The organism is Mesorhizobium sp. WSM4847 (assembly GCF_055811335.1).
Map to the genome: position 1 here is coordinate 16,014 of NZ_JBVVPY010000020.1, position 17,357 is coordinate 33,370.

A 17,357-nucleotide genomic window follows, 5' to 3' on the forward strand; every position below is an offset into this window, starting at 1 on the left:
GAGGGGGGCGCGAAGGATCGCTACAGATTGCAACTGGTCGGCCGCGGACATCCGCATGAGGCGCTAATGCGCCTCTTCCCAATTGTCGGCGGCACGGGCGTCGACGTGCAGCGGCACCGACATCGACACCGCCGGCATCGCGGCGTTCTCCATGACATGACGCACGACGGGGATCGTCGCCTCGACCTCCGCTTCGGCCGTCTCGAAGACCAGTTCGTCATGCACTTGCAGCAGCATGCGGGCGGACAGCTTCGCCTTTTCCAGCGCTTCGTCCATGCGGATCATGGCGCGGCGGATGATGTCGGCCGCGGTGCCCTGCAGCCGGGCGTTGATCGAGGCGCGCTCGTTGAAGGCACGGACCGACGGGTTTGACGACCGTATCTCCGGGTAGTGGATGCGGCGGCCGAAGATCGTTTCGACATAGCCGTATTCGCGGGCATAGGCCTTGGTAGCGTCGATATAATCGCGGATGCCGGGGAAGCGTTCGAAGTATTTCTTGATGTAGGCGCCGGCCTCTTCGCGCGGGATCGACAGCTGGTTGGCCAGGCCAAAGGCGGAAATGCCGTAGATGATGCCAAAATTGATCGCCTTGGCGCGGCGGCGTACCTCCGAGGGCATGCCCTCGACCGGCACGTTGAACATCTCCGAGGCGGTGATGGCGTGGATGTCGGCGCCGTCGGCAAACGCCTGCTTGAGCTGCGGGATCTCGGCGACATGGGCGAGCACGCGCAGCTCGATCTGGCTGTAGTCGGCGGAAACCAGCTTGTTGCCCTTGTCGGCGATGAACGCCGTCCGGATCTTTCGCCCCTCGACGGTGCGTACCGGAATGTTCTGCAAATTGGGATCGGAGGACGACAGCCGGCCCGTCGTCGTTGCGGCAAGCGCGTATGAGGTGTGGACGCGCTTCGTATCGGGATGGACGAAACCGGGCAGCGCATCGGTATAGGTCGATTTCAATTTGGTCAGCTGGCGCCAGTCGACGATCTTGCGCGGCAGCTCGTGGCCTTCTGCGGCGAGGTCTTCCAGGAGCTGGGCCGAGGTCGACCATTGGCCGGTCTTGGTCTTGGAGCCGCCGGGCAGGCCCATCCTGCCGAACAGGATGTCGCCGAGCTGTTTTGGCGAGCCGATATTGATGCGCTCGCCGACGAGCTGGTAGATCTCGTCCTCCAGCCGCGCGGCGCCCTGTGCCAGCTCGCCGGAGAGCCGCGACAGGATCTGCCGGTCGACGGAGATGCCGCGCTGCTCCATCCTTGCCAGAACCGGCACCAGCGGCCGTTCCAGCCGCTCGTAGACCGAGACGAGGCCCTTGGCGGCAAGCCGCGGCTTCAGCACCCGCCAGAGCCTGAGCGTCACATCGGCGTGCTCCGCGGCATAGGCCGTTGCCTTGTCGATGTCGACCTGGTCGAAGCCGACGAAGCTTCTTCCAGAGCCGGCCAGTTCCTTGAGGGCAATGGTCGAGTGGCCGAGCCATTTTTCCGACAGAGCCGCCATGCTGTGGCCGCCGGACGTGCCTGCGTCGAGCACGTAGGAAATCAGCATGGTGTCGTCGAAGGGGGCGATATCGATGCCGTGGCGGCTCATGACGACGATGTCGTATTTCAGCTCCTGAACGATCTTGAGAACCGACCTGTCCTCCAGCAACGGCTTCAGGATGGCAAGCGCCTCACGGATCGGAATCTGGTTTTCGACCACTCCGCCGCCGAGCAGGTCGCCATTGCCGCGTTTGTGGGCGAGCGGCACATAGGCGGCGCGACCGGGCGCAGTGGCTATGGACAGGCCGATCAACTCGGCCTGCATCGGATCGGGTGAATTGGTCTCGGTGTCGAAGCCGACGATGCCGGCGTCCATCGCCACGGCCACCCATGCCTTCAACACTTCAGTGTCGCGGATGGAGACGTAGGCGCTGGTGTCGATCTTGCTGGCGGTGGCGTCCTCGAAGCGAAGCGCCGAGAGAAGCGATGGGGTGTCGCCTTGCTTGGGTTCCACCTTGACGGTGGCCGGCACCGCTTCCCCGGCTTCGTCTGTCACTGTGCCCGCCGCGCTTTCGGCGGCGCCCGGCACGCCAAACCCCATATCGGGACCATGCGCGGTGTCGGCGCGCTCGATAATGACGGGCATGGCCTTGACGTCAGCCGCTTCTGTTCCGGTTGCTTCCGCCACGCGGCGGGTCAGCGAGGAGAATTCCATCGTCTTGAGGAAGCCGATCAGCCTTGGTCCGTCGGGCGGGTGCAACACGAAATCATCGAGCCCGCCGTTCAACGGCACGTCGTTCTTCAGCGTCACCAGTTCACGCGAGATGCGCGCCTTGCCGGCATTGGCGATGATCGATTCGCGGCGCTTGTCCTGCTTGATCTCGGTGGCACGGGCGAGCAGCGTATCGAGATCGCCGAACTGTTCCAGCAATTGCGCCGCCGTCTTCGGCCCGATGCCGGGCACGCCCGGCACATTGTCGACCGAATCGCCGGTCAGCGCCTGCAGGTCGATCATTTTTTCCGGCGGCACGCCCCATTTCTCGATCACCTCGGGAACGCCGATCTGGCGGTCCTTCATCGGGTCGTACATGGCGACCGAAGGGCCGACCAGCTGCATCAGATCCTTGTCGGAGGAGATGATGGTGGTGTCGGCGCCGGCTTCGCAGGCAAGCCGGCAATAGGTGGCGATCAGGTCGTCGGCCTCGTAGCCTTCCGTCTCGAGGCAGGGCAGGTTGAAGGCCCTGGTCGCCTGGCGGATCAGGCCGAACTGCGGGATCAGATCTTCCGGCGGTGCCGAGCGGTTGGCCTTGTATTCGGGGTAGAGGTCGTTGCGGAAGGTTTTCGACGAATAGTCGAAGATGACGGCGAAATGCGTCGGCACGATGCCGACATCGGTGTTGCGGGCGTCCTGCGTCAGCTTCCACACCATGTTGCAGAAGCCGAGAACGGCACTGGTCGGCAGCCCATCGGATTTGCGGGTCAGTGGCGGCAGCGCGTGATAGGCACGGAAGATGTAGCCGGAGCCGTCGACAAGGAACAGATGATCGCCTTTTTTCATGGGACGAAGGGATAGCGCGGCGCGGCGTCGTGGTCCATGCCAAAGGCGGCCTCAACCACCGGTTCCGGCAACATCCCTGACACGTCGATCCGATCACGGGTATGTTACGAAAGTGTAATCTTCGTGCCCTTGAATCGCCACGTTCGGAGACACAGATAAACGCCATCGGCATTTTTCGCCGAGGTCCGGAGCAAGGCCCGTCCCCCGCCTATCCCGGACACTTGCGGCAGCCTATCCCCCTCTCCGGGCTGCCGCATCGTTTCGAGTAAAGGCCGCCGTGGTTCCCCCTCCACCACGGCGGCATTTTTTTGCCTTTCGGTGCCCGTGGTCCAACGACCGCCGGCTTTTCGTTTCTGCCTCGCAGCTTTAGGGTTGCCGCTCAGAATCGAAAGGCTTGATAAAATGTCCAGAATTTCTCCCGTCCTCGACCGCCTCGACAAAAATCTCGACGAGAGCCTGGAGCGCCTGTTTGGCCTGCTCAGGATCAAGTCGATCTCCACCGATCCATCCTATGCCGCAGACTGCCGCAAGGCGGCAGAATGGCTGGTGGCTGAGCTCGAGCTGATCGGCTTCGACGCCAGCGTGCGAGACACGCCAGGCCATCCGATGGTGGTGGCGCACCATGACGGGCCGGCAGGCGCGCCGCATGTCCTGTTCTATGGCCATTACGACGTGCAGCCGGTCGACCCGATCGAGCTCTGGGAAAGCGATCCGTTCGCACCTTCGGTAAAGCAGATCGAGTCCGGCCGCCAGGTGATCACGGGACGTGGTTCGGCCGACGACAAGGGGCAGTTGATGACCTTCGTCGAGGCTTGCCGCGCCTGGAAGCAGGTGCATGGCGGGCTGCCGTGCCGCATCACAATTCTGTTCGAGGGCGAGGAGGAGTCCGGCTCGCCATCGCTGAAGCCGTTCCTCGAGGCAAATGCGGCCGAACTCAAGGCCGACTTCGCGCTCGTCTGCGACACCGGCATGTGGGACCGCGAAACACCATCGATCTGCGTCGCGCTGCGCGGGTTGGTGGGCGAGGAGATCACGGTGAAAGCCGCCGACCGCGACCTGCATTCCGGTCTCTACGGCGGTGCTGCCGCCAATCCGATTCGCATCCTGGCCAGGATCCTGGCCGACATCCACGACAAGGACGGCCACGTCACCATTCCCGGTTTCTATGACGGTGTCGAAGAGACGCCTTCGCAGATCCTGAAGTCGTGGGAGGCGCTCGGCGAGACCGCTGAGACGTTCCTTGGGCCCGTCGGCCTGTCGATCCCTTCCGGCGAACACGGCCGCTCGGTGCTCGAACTCACCTGGGCGCGGCCGACTGCCGAGTTCAACGGCATTATAGGTGGCTACACCGGCAAAGGGTTCAAGACGGTGATCGCGGCGGAAGCCTCGGCAAAAGTGTCCTTCCGCCTCGTCCACAAGCAGAACCCGGAAAAGATCCGCGCCGCTTTCCAGGCCTTCGTCAGGGAGCGCATCCCGGCCGACTGCTCAGTCGATTTCCACCCGCATGGCGGCTCGCCGGCGATCCAGCTTTCCTACGACTCGCCATTTCTCGCCAAGGCCAAGGACGCGCTGTCCGACGAGTGGCCGAAGCCGGCGGTGACCACGGGAAGCGGCGGCTCGATCCCGGTGGTCGGCGATTTCCAGACTTATCTCGGCATCGAATCCTTGCTTGTCGGTTTCGGGCTCGACGATGACCGCATCCATTCGCCGAACGAGAAATACGAGATGAGTTCCTTCCACAAGGGCCAGCGCTCGTGGGCGCGCATTCTCGACGCGCTGACACGCTGAGAGGGCCAGACTGCAACTTTCTGTTGATTTTTCATCGGATCGCGGCGAGGACGGGATAGAGCGACGCCGCGCCCAGTTGGACGCACGAATGGGCCGCGACCGGAGAAGACGATGAGCGATATCCGCTTCCACAAGAACGACCTGCCCGGGCTCTTGCACTACGACGTCGGGGCGGTCGCGATCGACACGGAGACGCTGGGGCTCAATCCGCATCGCGACCGGCTTTGCGTGGTGCAGATCTCGCCGGGCGACGGTTCCGCCGACGTCATCCAGATCGCGCCCGGCCAGAAGAAGGCGCCAAACCTCGTCAGCCTGCTCAGGAACCGCAGCATAACCAAGCTGTTCCATTTCGGCCGTTTCGATCTCGCCGTCCTCTACAACGCCTTCGGCGTCATGCCAGAGCCGGTGTTTTGCACCAAGATCGCCTCGCGGCTGACCCGAACCTACACCGACCGGCACGGGCTGAAGGACATTTGTTTTGAGCTTCTCGGCGTCAGCTTGTCGAAGGCGCAGCAATCGTCGGACTGGGCGGCGGAGACACTGTCGCCCGAACAACTCGAATACGCAGCCTCCGACGTGCTTTACCTGCACCAGCTGCGCGATGTGCTGACGATGCGGCTGGCGCGCGACAACCGGACCAAGGAGGCCGAGGCCTGCTTCCGCTTCCTGCCGACGCGTGCGAAACTCGACCTGATGGGCTGGGATGAGGCAGACATCTTCGCTCACAGCTAAGTGGAACCAGGTGTTCGCCTCGACGTTCTATCGATCGATGGAGGGGATGAAATGGCTGCCAGAAAACCAATCGAAACAGCGCCCAGGGATGGCTCCAAGGTCACTGTCTACTGGCAGGACAGCGAGGGGGTGATGAACGAATCCATCGCGCAGTACAGGTCGCTCGACCGGCTGAAAGCGGCCGGCGGCGACTGGGACGAGAACGACACCGGCTGGTGGGCCTATACGGACGGTCATACGCAAAGAAAGATCGATCCGATCAGCTGGCGGCCCGCATCCGCGGGTGATGACGGCGAATGACGCCGCTGGCGGCGCCGGCTTCTTTCCAATAGGTTGGACCTGTTGCAATCGGAGGTCGATTCGGAGCTTTCCGCTCCGCGACCATTCGCTCGGGAGGGATCTGCAATGGGTACTGAGAGCCTGCTTGTCTTCATCATCATCGGCGCCATCGCCGGCTGGCTCGCCGGCTTGATCGTCAAGGGTTTCGGCCTCGGCCTGATCGGCAATATCGTCGTCGGCATCGTCGGCGCCTTGATAGCCGGCTTGCTCTTCCCAAGGCTGGGATTCGCCATAGGCGGTGGCATACTTGCCTCCATTATCCACGCCACGATCGGCGCGGTGATCCTGCTCGTGCTGATCAAGCTGGTGAAGCAGGCCTGATCCTGCGAAGCACATCAAGGGCGCGCCATGAAACAGAACATGCTCTATCTCGTCATCGGCGCGCTCGTCGTCGTGGTCATCGCGCTCGGCATCTATGTCTATCGCGAGCAAACCAGGCCGGAGGGCGTGGAACTCAAGATCGACGACAAGGGCATATCGATCCAGCGGAATTGAGCGGCGTTGGGTTGGCGCGGCAGAGGTGCCGATGATCTAACCCTATCAGGCCGAAAATTGACGATAAGGCAGGGGCCGCTCCATCCTTCGATGCACCCGGATAGAAGCCAAGCCGGATATGGAATGAGAGTGACGTATCGACACATTCGCGGTATGATCTTGGTACAGGGAGTTTGGGGCCAACCCACCTACTATTAGGAGGTTGCCATGAGGCACCAAACACTGGACCAACTGCATACGGTGGCAAAGGTACACAGAGACCCAACACCTCCTGCAATGGACCGAACCCAGCGTCTCGAACGTTGGTCAAAACTTCTTGAACGGCAGCCCAACCGACTCCTCACCGCACTTATCGGGACCGAATATCGTTCGTCACCCGAGCGCGACATTATGCGTGGCGAAGGCTCGCCAATATCGGTTGCCTTCGAGGATTCGGTCCTGCGCGATGAGGGGCTGAAAGACGATACTTATGGCGAAGCAAAGCGTTTCTTCGAATTGACCGACGATGAGCTCCACGAAATTGTCTGCTACTGCCATGTGGGCGAGACGATGCAATCATCCTGGGCAGCGCTTTCCGTTCGTGCTGCGATTGGCTAACGCATGATCCCCAGTACGCGTAACTTTGGTAACAAGGTCATGCGTAGATTCAATGGGTTAGAGCGCGATCGAACGCACTTTACCGATCGCGCTCTAATGACGAGCATAGATTGCGGCTACCTTGCTATTGGCGGTCCGCGCCGAACGACTGCGGCTGGGCAGTTGATGCCGAAATGCGAGAACGCTCCGCCGTCTCGCGATAGACGCCATTGTTGCCGACCGCCAGGAGCAAGGAACGGAGCGGTGACGTGCCGTAACGCATTGAACTAACTTTGAACCATTTAACCCGCCCTTAAATCGCCGCATCTACTCTTCACCCCGAACGCCATGGAGCGACGTGCGTCCGTTCGGACACACAGAGTGCGCTCTACGACTTTGAAGCTTCGCATCGGCCCGAAAATTGCGAGTTTCGGGCCGATGCGATAGGCATCGGGACAGACAGCACAGCGCATGGCGAACCGCAGAGACAGCCGCATCGAACCGAGCTTCGAGGGACCGCCGCGGGCGAAATCCTCGGCCGGTTTTTCGGTGAGCGAGGAGGATCGCGTCGTGCCGAGCAACCGCAACACCTCTGCAAAGCGCCAATCGGCCAGGACAAAAGCGTCGCGTCGCGGGCGCGGCAAAAGCCAGCGCGGCCTGTTCGGCGTGCTCGGCCGGCTGGCCTACTGGTGCTTCGTGCTGGCCATCTGGGGCGCCATCGCCGCCGCCGGCATCGTCGTCTATTACGGCGCGAAAATGCCGGCGGCCACCACCTGGGCCATCCCCGACCGCGCGCCCAATATCAGGATCGTCTCGGTCGACGGAAAACTGCTCGCCAATCGCGGCATGAGCGGCGGCGAAGCCGTCGGCCTGCATCAAATGTCGACCTATATTCCCGAGGCCGTCATCGCCATCGAAGATCGCCGCTTCTATTCGCATTTGGGCATCGACCCGATCGGTCTGTCCAGAGCCATGGTGGCCAACGTTGTCGGCGGGCGTTTTTCGCAGGGCGGCTCGACGCTGACCCAGCAATTGGCGAAAAACCTGTTCCTGACACCCGATCGCACGCTGGAACGCAAGGTGCAGGAAGTGCTTCTGGCGCTCTGGCTCGAGCACAAGCACACCAAGGACCAGATCCTCGAAATGTATCTCAACCGGGTCTATTTCGGCTCCGGCGCCTATGGTGTCGAAGCGGCCTCGCGCCGCTATTTCGGCAAGAGCGCGCGCGACGTCACGTTGCCGGAGGCCGCGCTCCTCGCCGGCCTGTTGAAAGCGCCGTCGCGACTGTCTCCGGCGCGTGACCCGAAGGCCGCCGAGCAGCGCTCGCAGCTTGTTCTCGCCGCCATGCGCGACGAAGGCAAGATCAGCGCCAAGGAACTGACCACGGCGATGAGCGCGCCGGCGTCGCGGGTGGCATCCTACTGGACGGGCTCGGAAAACTACGTCGCCGACGCCATCGTGGAAGAACTGCCCGACCTGATCGGCGACGTGCGCGGCGACATCATCGTCGACGCCACCGTCGACCTGACGCTGCAGAAGCTCGCCGAACAATCGATCCGCCGGCTGATCGACGGCAGCGGCAAAAAGCTCAATGCCAGCCAGGGCGTGCTGGTGTCGATCGACAATTCCGGCGCGGTACGCGCCATGGTCGGCGGCTATGATTATTCGACCAGCCAGTTCGACCGCGCCTCGGAGGCGCGCCGCCAGCCCGGCTCGGCGTTCAAGCCCTTTGTTTACATGGCGGCGCTGGAAGCCGGCCGCACGCCCGACAGCGTGCGCAATGACGCGCCGATCAAAATTGGCAAATGGACGCCCACCAATTACGGCGGCAAGTATTTCGGCAAGGTGACGCTGGCGACGGCGCTGGCGAAGTCACTGAACTCGGTGGCCGCCCAGCTGACCATGGAAGTCGGGCCTGACGCGGTCGTCGAGGCGGCGCATCGCATGGGTGTCGAGTCCGACCTCACGGCCAACACCTCGATCGCGCTCGGCACGTCCGAAGTGACACCGCTGGAACTGACGTCGGCCTATGTCCCCTTCGCCAATGGCGGCTACCGGCCGGATGTCCATTTCATCCGCCGGGTGACGACAGCCGGCGGCAAGGTGCTCTACGACAACAATGGCGGCGCCCCGCGCGTCATCAAGCCCGAGATCGTCGGCATGATGAACTCTATGATGATGGGCACAGTTGAAATCGGCACTGCCAGGAAGGCGGCCTTTGCCTGGCCGGCCGCCGGCAAGACCGGCACCAGCCAGAATTCGCGCGACGCCTGGTTCATCGGCTATACCGCCAATCTCACCACCGGAGTCTGGTTCGGCAATGACGATGGCGGTCCGATGAAGAAGGTCACCGGCGGCGCGCTGCCGGCGCAGGCCTGGCATGAGTTCATGGTCGCCGCGCATGAAGGCGTGCCGGTGCGGCCGCTGCCTGGAACATGGCGGTCGACGCCTGCCGATACGATCGTGCAGGACGAATTACCGCCCAACACGGCGCAACCGGCGCCGGTGCCGTCCGCTTCGGTTGGCCAATCCGCGCCGTCCGCCCAAAAAGCGTCGCCGCCTCGCGCCGTGCGTCCCGCCGAAACGGTCGATGCCGGCGGCTTCGGCATGCCGGGCGGTGGCGGCACCACCGCATCGATCAAGCGCCCGGTGCCGCCCGCCGATGTCGGCGGCCCGGTCAAGAAGCGGCAGACCTCGATCCTCGACATCCTCACCGGCGGCTGACCCCTCGTCATCGCTGCCGTGTTCCGCTACATCTGCGATTTAAAAGTGCTAGAGCGTACTTTGTGCGTCCAAAGGGACGCACGTCGCCCTAGAGAGATCGCGAATGGCTGAGACCGACACCAGAAAGACCATCGTGCTGACCGGCGCCAGCCGCGGCATCGGCCATGCCACAGTCAAGCGCTTTTCGCGTGAAGGCTGGCGCGTCATCACCTGCTCGCGCCAGGCCTTTGCCGAAGACTGCCCGTGGCCGGCCGGTCCGGAAGACCACATCAAGGTCGATCTCGCCGACCAGGAGGATGTCGGCATCGCGATCTCGGAAATCCGCCATCGGCTGGAAGCGCATGGCGGCCAGCTCCATGCGCTGGTCAACAATGCCGGCATCTCGCCGAAGCTCAAGGACGGCAACAGCCGCATGAATTCGATCGACACGCCGATGCATGTCTGGCGCGACGTGTTCCAGGTCAACTTCTTCGCACCGATCATGCTGGCGCGGGGATTGTTCAGGGAATTGGCGTCGGCTAAAGGCTCGATCGTCAACGTCACCTCGATCGCCGGTACCCGCGTGCACCCCTTCGCCGGCACCGCCTATGCGACGTCGAAGGCCGCGCTCGGCTCGCTGACGCGCGAAATGGCGCATGATTTCGGCCCGCACGGCATCCGCGTCAACGCCATCGCACCCGGCGAGATCGACACGGCGATCCTGTCACCGGGCACGGAAAAGATCGTCGAGACGATTCCGCTGCGGCGGCTGGGAACCACGGCCGAAGTCGCCGACATCATATTCTTCCTGTGCTCGCAGCAGGCTTCCTATGTGACGGGCTCGGAAATCCACATCAATGGCGGCCAGCACGTGTGAATGGTGTTTCGCCCCACTCTCTGTCCGTGAGGTAACCCGGCATCGCCATCAAAAACAGTGAAGCGATTCATGCGACGCGCTTAAGTTCGTTCTTTCGTATACCGGTATCCAAACCTCGGCGCACTTTTGGGCGCCATGCATCAAGCCGGGCAGTTGACGGAATTGATTGAAAGTGGTCGCCGCGATCAGGCCGCCTGCAGCAGGTTCTCGATGTCGACGATGGTGTGGTTGGTCAACGTCTTCGGAATTTCCACTGTGATTTTCTCGGCGACTTCCTTGTGCAGTTTTCGGCGCATGTCGCCTAGCACCTGCGGCGGTGCGATCAGCACCATCTCCTTGAAGGCGCCGCGATGCGCGAGCTTGTACAGCCGCTCGGCAATTTCGTCGGCGAAACGCTCCTTGCCGAGGCGATGCCAGTCAGTGTCCTCGACTGCGCTGCGGTGGACGGATGGGCCATCGCTGTAGCGGCCAGGGCGGTCCGAACCTTGCTCTCGCGTCGCCGGATTTTCCTGTTCCATCTCCTGCACGACCTGAAGGTCGGGATATTGGGTGTCGCCGCGGTTCTCGAGGAACAGTGCCTTCTCGCCGTCGGCGACCACGACCCACAGTCCGCGTTTCAGCTTGAGGTCGTTCACCGGAGCGCTCCTTTTTCTGTTTTTCATGGTTTTCCAGGCCCGTCTCTGGAGCCATTGCCGCAGCTGGACAGCCAGGCTCGGATTCGCACAGGCAAACGCGCGCCGAGGCAGGAATGTTCCGGTGACGACAAGCACGGCGAGCAAGCCAACCAACGGGGATGACGGTGCTCAGCGCATGTCGGCTTTAATCTACTAGATTGGTAGAATTTAGAAAAAAGTGTTTTGTAATATATCTCGCTTGTCGCTAGAACGGCCGCAGATCAAGGCTCGCAACAGCGGCTTGGATCCGCTCCACTCGTGGGTGTGGAATTTTTTTCTCCTGCCTCTGGTGCTTGCGGAAAAGCGATTGCTTCGTACGAAGCGATGCGCGAGTGCGTTCCTTCTGTTTTTTCGCGCCCCCGCGTAAAACCGACAGCGTATTCAGGATTCCGCTCGTATGCCGCAGGCCCCCGCCAAGCTCAACGCCTTTCCCGTCTTTATGCGGGTCGCTGGCGAAGCTGTGGCCATCGTCGGCGGCGGCGAGGAGGCTCTGGCCAAGGCGCGGCTGATCGGCCAGTCGAGCGCCGTCTTGCGCATCATAGCCGATGCCCCCGAGCATGATTTGCTGGCCTTCATCGCCGCGAATGGCGCCGTCCACATCGCTGCCGCCTATGAGGCCGCGCATCTCGAAGGCGCGGTGATGGTGTTTGCTGCCAGCGGCAACGAGGCGCTTGACCGCCGCGTTGCCGAGGATGCGCGCCGGCTGGGCATTCCGGTCAATGCCGTCGACCGGCCGGAGCTGTGCGATTTCTTCACCCCGGCGCTGGTCAACCGCGCGCCGGTCGCCATTGCCATCGGCACGGAAGGGGCCGGACCGGTGCTTGCCCAGATGCTGCGCAGCCGCATCGACCGCATGCTGTCGCCGTCGCTCGGGCCGCTTGCTTCGCTTGCTGCCTCGTTGCGCGGCACTGTTGAGAGATTGCTGCCGAAAGGCAATGCCCGCCGCCGCTTCTGGAGCGAGTTTTTCGGCGGCGCGCCGGCCCGCGCCATGGAGGCTGGCCAGCTTTCGCAGGCGCACGGTGCCGCCGTCGACCTGTTGCTTTCGAAGGCGCCGGCATCGGGTCACATTGCCCTGGTTGGCGCGGGTCCCGGCGCCGAAGACCTGCTGACGCTGCGCGCCCACCGGCTGCTGATGGAAGCCGATGTCATCGTCCATGATGCGCTGGTGCCGGAGGCGATCGTCGCCATGGGCCGTCGCGACGCCGAGCGTCTGCCGGTAGGCAAACGCAAGGGCTGCCACACCAAGAGCCAGGCCGAGATCAATGTGCTGCTGATCGAGCTCGGCCGCGACGGCAAGCGCGTCGTGCGGCTGAAATCCGGCGATCCGCTGGTGTTCGGCCGGGCGGGCGAGGAAATGGCAGCGCTGCGCGATGCCGGTATCGCCTATGAGGTGGTTCCGGGCGTCACCGCGGCCTTCGCCGCCGCCGCCGATTTCGAGCTGCCGCTGACGCTGCGCGGCGTGTCGTCGTCGATGGTGTTCACCACCGGCCACGACCTCAAGGGAAATTCGCTGCCCGACTGGGCAAAGCTCGCCATTTCCGGCGCCACGGTCGCCGTCTATATGGGCCGCTCGGTCGCGGCCGAGGTTGCCGGCCGGCTGATCAAGGCCGGCCTGTCGCCGGATACGGCGGTCGCCGTGGTCGAGAATGCCAGCCTTGCCAACCGCCGCCGTTTCCACGGCACGCTCGCCGACCTGCCGTCGCTGGAGGTTCGCGCCGACCTTACCGGCCCCGTCATGACCATCATCGGCGATGCGGTCGCCGGCGCCAATTTTGAACGTTCCGAGCCGCTGGCGGCACACAGGCATGAAGGCGCGGCCCAAACAGCCGCCGAAGGAGCTGATCGATGAAAGTTCTGACAGCAAACCGCCTCGCCGATGGCGAAGCCGTCTGGTACGCCAATGGCGGCTGGGCCGAGATCATCGACAATGCCGATGTCGCCTATGACAAGGCGGCTGAAGACCGGCTGGAGGCGATCGGCGCCACGGCCTCTGCCAACAATGAAGTGGTCGACGTCAATCTGATCGACGTGACCGTCGCCAATGGTGTCGTCGAGCCGGTCCGGCTGCGCGAAAAGATCCGCGCCGCCGGCCCGACCAACCGCAACGACCTGGGCAAGCAGGCCCGCCCGGTAGCCGCCCGGGCGGCGTAAACGACCACATTGAAGACAACGGGCGGACGCGCCCGGAAAGACCAGACATGTACCGTTACGATGAGTTCGATCACGATTTCGTCCAGGCCCGCGTCGCCGAGTTCAGCGATCAGGTCGCGCGGCGGCTTGCCGGCGAGATCACCGAGGATCAGTTCCGGCCGCTGCGGCTGATGAATGGCGTCTACCTGCAGTTGCACGCCTACATGCTGCGCATCGCGGTGCCTTACGGCACGCTGAACAGCAAGCAGTTGCGCATGCTTGGCCACATCGCCCGCAAATACGACAAGGGCTACGGCCATTTCACGACGCGCCAGAACATCCAGTTCAACTGGCCGGCGCTGTCGGACATTCCGGCGATCCTGGCCGATCTGGCGAGCGTCGAGATGCACGCCATCCAGACCAGCGGCAACTGCATCCGCAACGTCACCGCCGACCACTTTGCCGGTGCCGCCGCCGACGAGGTGGCCGATCCGCGTCCTTATGCGGAAATCCTGCGCCAATGGTCGTCCGTGCATCCGGAATTCTCGTTCCTGCCGAGAAAATTCAAGATCGCGGTGACCGGTGCCGAGCGCGACCGCGCCGCCATCCAGACGCATGACATCGGCCTGCATTTGAAGAAGAACGCTGCCGGCGAACTCGGTTTCGCCGTCTATGTCGGCGGCGGCCAGGGCCGTACGCCGATGATCGCCAAGAAGATCCGCGACTTCCTGCCCGAGGCCGACCTTCTGTCCTATTGCACGGCGATCCTGCGCGTTTACAACCTCTACGGCCGCCGCGACAACAAATACAAGGCGCGCATCAAGATCCTCGTCCACGAGACCGGCGTCGAGGAGATCACCCGCCAGGTCGAGGCCGAATGGCAGGAGCTGAAGGATGCGGATCTAAAACTGCCGGAAGCCGACATCCGCGCCATCGATGCCTATTTCGCGCCGCCGGCGCTGGTCGAACGGCCGGAAGGCGACGAGGCCGTCAAGCTCGCCCGCCTCGATTCGAAGAGCTTTTCGGAGTGGCTCGACCAGAACGTGGTGACCCACCGTCACCCCGATTATGCCGCCGTGACCATCTCGCTCAAGGCCATTGGCGAAGCGCCGGGCGACGCCTCCGACAGCCAGATGGAAGCGGTCGCCGACCTTGCCGAAAAATATGCTTTCGACGAGCTGCGCGTCAGCCATGAGCAGAACCTGATCCTGCCGCATGTCGCGCGGGCCGACCTCAAGGCGGTCTATGACGCGCTGGTCGACATCGGACTGGCGACCGCCAATTCCAACCTGATATCAGACATCATCTCGTGCCCGGGCCTCGACTATTGCGCGCTGGCCACGGCGCGCTCGATTCCGGTGGCGCAGGAAATCTCGCGTCGTTTCGCTTCGCTCGAGCGGCAGCGCGAGATCGGCGAACTGAAGCTGAAGATTTCCGGCTGCATCAATGCCTGCGGCCATCACCATGTCGGCCATATCGGCATCCTCGGCGTCGAGAAGAAGGGCGCCGAACTCTACCAGGTCACGCTCGGCGGCTCGGCCGACGAGAACACCTCGGTCGGCGAGATCATCGGCCGCGGCTTCAGCTCGGCAGAGATCACCGACGCCATCGAGCAGATCGTCGAGACCTATCTCGGCCTCCGGCTCGACAGAAACGAAAAATTCATCGACGCCTACCGCCGTGTCGGTCCCGCGCCGTTCAAGGAGGCGCTCTATGCTGGCGAAGCCAAGGCCGCTTGATCGTATCGTCGACGTCGAGGCCGGCATCGCCGCCGAAGCGGCGGGACTCGATGCGCTTTATGGTCATCTGAAGCCGCTGGAGATCATCGAGCGGTCGGCCCGGGAATTCTTTCACGGTGAAATCGCCGCAGTTTCGTCGTTCGGGGCGGATTCTGCAGTGCTTCTGCACATGATCGCCAAGATCGACCGGACGCTGCCGGTCATCTTCCTCGACACCGGCAAGCACTTCGAGGAGACGCTCGGCTATCGCGACGCGCTGGTTGCCGATTTCGGGCTGACCGATATCAGGGTGATCACGCCCGAAGAAGCGGCGCTCGAACGGATCGATCCGGCCGGTAATCTGAACGAAACCGACACCGACGCCTGCTGCGGTGTCCGCAAGGTCGAGCCGCTGGCGCGCGGCGTCGAGCCGTTCCGCGCCTGGTTCACCGGCCGCAAGCGTTTTCAGGCGACGACGCGGGCATCTCTGCCGGTGTTCGAGGCGGTCGGCTCGCGCATTCGCATCAATCCGCTGGCGCATTGGACGACATCAGACCAGGCTAACTATATGCGCGCGCATGCGCTGCGTGAGAATCCGCTGGTCGCCTATGGCTATCTCTCGATAGGCTGCTTCCCGTGCACGCAGCCGGTGCAGCCGGGCGAGGATGCACGCAGCGGCCGCTGGGTGGGGCACGCCAAGACAGAGTGCGGCATCCATTTATCGGGGCTGGAGAAGTCGCTGACCGACGCATCGCTTTAGGGTATGTCGATATTCAGGTGAGGCTGGCCTGCGAATGGCGGCACGTACCCAAAGTACGCTCCGCTCCGGTTCTCGGAAGCCACCATTCTCGGCTCGGCCTGTCCTGAATCTCAACACACCCTCGAGCGTTTTCAACTTTAGAATTTTGGGGACTTGGGAATTTCTCGATGAGTGAATCGATAGTGAAAAACGCCACCCGCCTCTGGACCCCGACAGGTTTTAGCGAGGACGAGTGGAGCCATGCCGAGAGCGCCGACGCACTGTCCGGCAATGGCCGCTTCATCCTGCCGCTGCAGGTGTTTCTCGACCTCGATCCGGCGGTGCGCCGGTCGGCGAAGGAGCGCCTCGGCGTGCTGCTTCAGCCCGGCGATCAGCTCGAAAAGATCGCGGACCTGCTCGACCAGATATCGCTGGTGGCGCTGGCCTTCCCGGCTTTCAGTGACGGCCGCTCCTTCTCCAAGGGCGAACTGCTGCGCAGCCGCTACCGTTTCGAGGGCGCGGTCCGCGCCACCGGACAGGTTCTGGTCGACCAGCTTCCGCATATGCTGCGCCTCGGCTTCGACGAGTTCGAAGTATCAAATCCAGTGTTGCTGAAACGGCTCGAGGAAGGCCGCACCGGCGGTCTGCCGCTGTCCTACCAGCCGACCGTGAAGCCGGAGGCCAAAGGCCCCAAATATTCCTGGCGGCGGGTGCGCACCGGTTGATCTCCCCACCGAGCAAGTCGCATCTGGTCGGACCACTTTGCCGATTCAATCTTTTATTTTCGGCATCCGCCCCTTAAGATACGGCCTATTATTTCGCGATCCGAAATAAATTCGCCACCAAGGGAGGAACCGGGAATGGCTGGTAAGAAGATATTGATGCTCGTTGGCGAGTTCAGCGAGGAATACGAGATTTTCGTCTTTGAACAGGCCATGCATGCGGTCGGCCACACCGTGCATGTCGTGTGTCCCGACAAGAAGGCAGGCGATATCCTGAAGACGTCGCTGCACGACTTCGAGGGTCACCAGACCTATACGGAAAAGCTCGGCCACGACTACATCCTCAACAAGACGTTTTCCGAGGTCAATCCGGCTGAATACGATGCCGTCTATGCGGCAGGCGGGCGCGGGCCGGAATATATCCGCATCGACAAGCGCGTGCAGGCGCTGGTGCGGCATTTCCACGAGACCGGCAAGCCGATCTTCACCATTTGCCACGGCGCCCAGATCCTGATGGCGGTCGACGGCGTGCTGCGTGGCAGGGAAGTCGCGGCGCTGCAGTATTGCGAGCCGGAAGTCACGCTCGCTGGCGGCACCTACATCGATGTCGCGCCGACCGGCGCCCATGTCGACGGCAATCTGGTGTCGGCCAAGGGCTGGCCGGGGCTGGCCGCCTTCATGCGCGAATGCCTGAAAGTGCTTGGCACCGAGATCCGCCACGGCGAGATCCTGATGCGCGACGAACGCCAGGCGGCTTGAGTCACACATTATAAAAGCCGCCGCACCTGTGGTGCGGCGGCTTTACAGCGCCGCGCGTTCGTTTTTGGGATGTGC

16 protein-coding genes are annotated in these 17,357 nt (G+C 63.0%); 14 read left to right on the plus strand and 2 right to left on the minus strand.

The annotated features are described in order from the left end of the window. Nucleotides 1-63: 63 nt before the first annotated feature. Nucleotides 64-3,030 (minus strand): DNA polymerase I, encoded by a 2,967-nt coding sequence (gene polA / locus AC0L28_RS25170; protein WP_128169671.1) that lies wholly within the window; start codon nt 3,028-3,030, stop codon nt 64-66. A 402-nt stretch (nt 3,031-3,432) separates the two neighbouring features. Here polA and AC0L28_RS25175 point away from each other — a divergent pair, with 402 nt between their 5' ends. From AC0L28_RS25175 to AC0L28_RS25210, 8 genes are all read left to right on the plus strand, one after another. Then, nucleotides 3,433-4,818, plus strand: a complete 1,386-nt coding sequence (locus AC0L28_RS25175) for a M20/M25/M40 family metallo-hydrolase (RefSeq protein ID WP_128169672.1) — start codon at nt 3,433-3,435, stop codon at nt 4,816-4,818. A 111-nt stretch (nt 4,819-4,929) separates the two neighbouring features. Next, a complete protein-coding gene (locus AC0L28_RS25180) occupies nt 4,930-5,550 on the plus strand; it encodes a ribonuclease D (protein WP_023797414.1) in 621 nt (206 codons plus the stop codon). 51 nt (nt 5,551-5,601) lie between these two features. After that, nucleotides 5,602-5,850: a hypothetical protein gene (locus AC0L28_RS25185; RefSeq protein WP_128169673.1), complete on the plus strand. Its 249-nt coding sequence runs from the start codon at nt 5,602-5,604 to the stop codon at nt 5,848-5,850. A gap of 105 nt (nt 5,851-5,955) precedes the next feature. Next, the gene (locus tag AC0L28_RS25190; protein WP_023797416.1) at nt 5,956-6,210 is read left to right on the plus strand and encodes a GlsB/YeaQ/YmgE family stress response membrane protein; all 255 of its coding nucleotides are present in this window, start codon (nt 5,956-5,958) and stop codon (nt 6,208-6,210) included. A 27-nt stretch (nt 6,211-6,237) separates the two neighbouring features. After that, a complete protein-coding gene (locus AC0L28_RS25195) occupies nt 6,238-6,384 on the plus strand; it encodes a hypothetical protein (RefSeq protein WP_027153083.1) in 147 nt (48 codons plus the stop codon). Between the two features lie 207 nt (nt 6,385-6,591). Then, nucleotides 6,592-6,981, plus strand: a complete 390-nt coding sequence (locus AC0L28_RS25200) for a hypothetical protein (protein ID WP_023797418.1) — start codon at nt 6,592-6,594, stop codon at nt 6,979-6,981. A gap of 450 nt (nt 6,982-7,431) precedes the next feature. Further along, on the plus strand, nt 7,432-9,684 hold the full coding sequence (locus tag AC0L28_RS25205) for a transglycosylase domain-containing protein (protein WP_128173482.1): 2,253 nt from the start codon (nt 7,432-7,434) through the stop codon (nt 9,682-9,684). A 103-nt stretch (nt 9,685-9,787) separates the two neighbouring features. Further along, nucleotides 9,788-10,540, plus strand: a complete 753-nt coding sequence (locus AC0L28_RS25210) for an SDR family NAD(P)-dependent oxidoreductase (protein ID WP_027153080.1) — start codon at nt 9,788-9,790, stop codon at nt 10,538-10,540. A 185-nt stretch (nt 10,541-10,725) separates the two neighbouring features. Here the strand turns inward: AC0L28_RS25210 and AC0L28_RS25215 are convergent, their stop codons facing one another. Then, on the minus strand, nt 10,726-11,175 hold the full coding sequence (locus AC0L28_RS25215; RefSeq protein WP_473480952.1) for a baeRF12 domain-containing protein: 450 nt from the start codon (nt 11,173-11,175) through the stop codon (nt 10,726-10,728). A 436-nt stretch (nt 11,176-11,611) separates the two neighbouring features. On the opposite strand from AC0L28_RS25215, the gene cysG reads away from it, so the two are divergent. From cysG to AC0L28_RS25245, 6 genes are all read left to right on the plus strand, one after another. Next, complete coding sequence (cysG, locus tag AC0L28_RS25220) at nt 11,612-13,063, plus strand: siroheme synthase CysG (RefSeq protein WP_287230110.1); 1,452 nt, start codon at nt 11,612-11,614, stop codon at nt 13,061-13,063. Beyond that, complete coding sequence (locus AC0L28_RS25225; RefSeq protein WP_287230107.1) at nt 13,060-13,365, plus strand: DUF2849 domain-containing protein; 306 nt, start codon at nt 13,060-13,062, stop codon at nt 13,363-13,365. Before cysG ends, AC0L28_RS25225 begins: the two co-directional genes overlap by 4 nt. Before the next feature lie 47 nt (nt 13,366-13,412). Continuing rightward, nucleotides 13,413-15,083: a nitrite/sulfite reductase gene (locus AC0L28_RS25230; RefSeq protein WP_287239770.1), complete on the plus strand. Its 1,671-nt coding sequence runs from the start codon at nt 13,413-13,415 to the stop codon at nt 15,081-15,083. Further along, complete coding sequence (locus AC0L28_RS25235; protein ID WP_128171072.1) at nt 15,058-15,822, plus strand: phosphoadenylyl-sulfate reductase; 765 nt, start codon at nt 15,058-15,060, stop codon at nt 15,820-15,822. Before AC0L28_RS25230 ends, AC0L28_RS25235 begins: the two co-directional genes overlap by 26 nt. 167 nt (nt 15,823-15,989) lie before the next feature. After that, the gene (locus AC0L28_RS25240) at nt 15,990-16,526 is read left to right on the plus strand and encodes a DUF934 domain-containing protein (protein ID WP_023797427.1); all 537 of its coding nucleotides are present in this window, start codon (nt 15,990-15,992) and stop codon (nt 16,524-16,526) included. 135 nt (nt 16,527-16,661) lie between these two features. Next, nucleotides 16,662-17,282 carry a DJ-1/PfpI family protein gene (locus AC0L28_RS25245; RefSeq protein WP_027153074.1) on the plus strand — a complete coding sequence of 207 codons (621 nt, stop codon included), beginning with the start codon at nt 16,662-16,664 and terminating at the stop codon, nt 17,280-17,282. The last annotated feature ends 75 nt before the right edge of the window (nt 17,283-17,357 follow it).

Excerpts from the sequence above, each read along its gene's own strand:
- polA (WP_128169671.1), bottom strand. The coding sequence starts at position 3,030 with ATGAAAAAAGGCGATCATCTGTTCCTTGTCGACGGCTCCGGCTACATC.
- AC0L28_RS25175 (WP_128169672.1), top strand. The coding sequence starts at position 3,433 with ATGTCCAGAATTTCTCCCGTCCTCGACCGCCTCGACAAAAATCTCGAC.
- AC0L28_RS25180 (WP_023797414.1), top strand. The coding sequence starts at position 4,930 with ATGAGCGATATCCGCTTCCACAAGAACGACCTGCCCGGGCTCTTGCAC.
- AC0L28_RS25185 (WP_128169673.1), top strand. The coding sequence starts at position 5,602 with ATGGCTGCCAGAAAACCAATCGAAACAGCGCCCAGGGATGGCTCCAAG.
- AC0L28_RS25190 (WP_023797416.1), top strand. The coding sequence starts at position 5,956 with ATGGGTACTGAGAGCCTGCTTGTCTTCATCATCATCGGCGCCATCGCC.
- AC0L28_RS25195 (WP_027153083.1), top strand. The coding sequence starts at position 6,238 with ATGAAACAGAACATGCTCTATCTCGTCATCGGCGCGCTCGTCGTCGTG.
- AC0L28_RS25200 (WP_023797418.1), top strand. The coding sequence starts at position 6,592 with ATGAGGCACCAAACACTGGACCAACTGCATACGGTGGCAAAGGTACAC.
- AC0L28_RS25205 (WP_128173482.1), top strand. The coding sequence starts at position 7,432 with ATGGCGAACCGCAGAGACAGCCGCATCGAACCGAGCTTCGAGGGACCG.
- AC0L28_RS25210 (WP_027153080.1), top strand. The coding sequence starts at position 9,788 with ATGGCTGAGACCGACACCAGAAAGACCATCGTGCTGACCGGCGCCAGC.
- cysG (WP_287230110.1), top strand. The coding sequence starts at position 11,612 with ATGCCGCAGGCCCCCGCCAAGCTCAACGCCTTTCCCGTCTTTATGCGG.
- AC0L28_RS25225 (WP_287230107.1), top strand. The coding sequence starts at position 13,060 with ATGAAAGTTCTGACAGCAAACCGCCTCGCCGATGGCGAAGCCGTCTGG.
- AC0L28_RS25230 (WP_287239770.1), top strand. The coding sequence starts at position 13,413 with ATGTACCGTTACGATGAGTTCGATCACGATTTCGTCCAGGCCCGCGTC.
- AC0L28_RS25235 (WP_128171072.1), top strand. The coding sequence starts at position 15,058 with ATGCTGGCGAAGCCAAGGCCGCTTGATCGTATCGTCGACGTCGAGGCC.
- AC0L28_RS25240 (WP_023797427.1), top strand. The coding sequence starts at position 15,990 with ATGAGTGAATCGATAGTGAAAAACGCCACCCGCCTCTGGACCCCGACA.
- AC0L28_RS25245 (WP_027153074.1), top strand. The coding sequence starts at position 16,662 with ATGGCTGGTAAGAAGATATTGATGCTCGTTGGCGAGTTCAGCGAGGAA.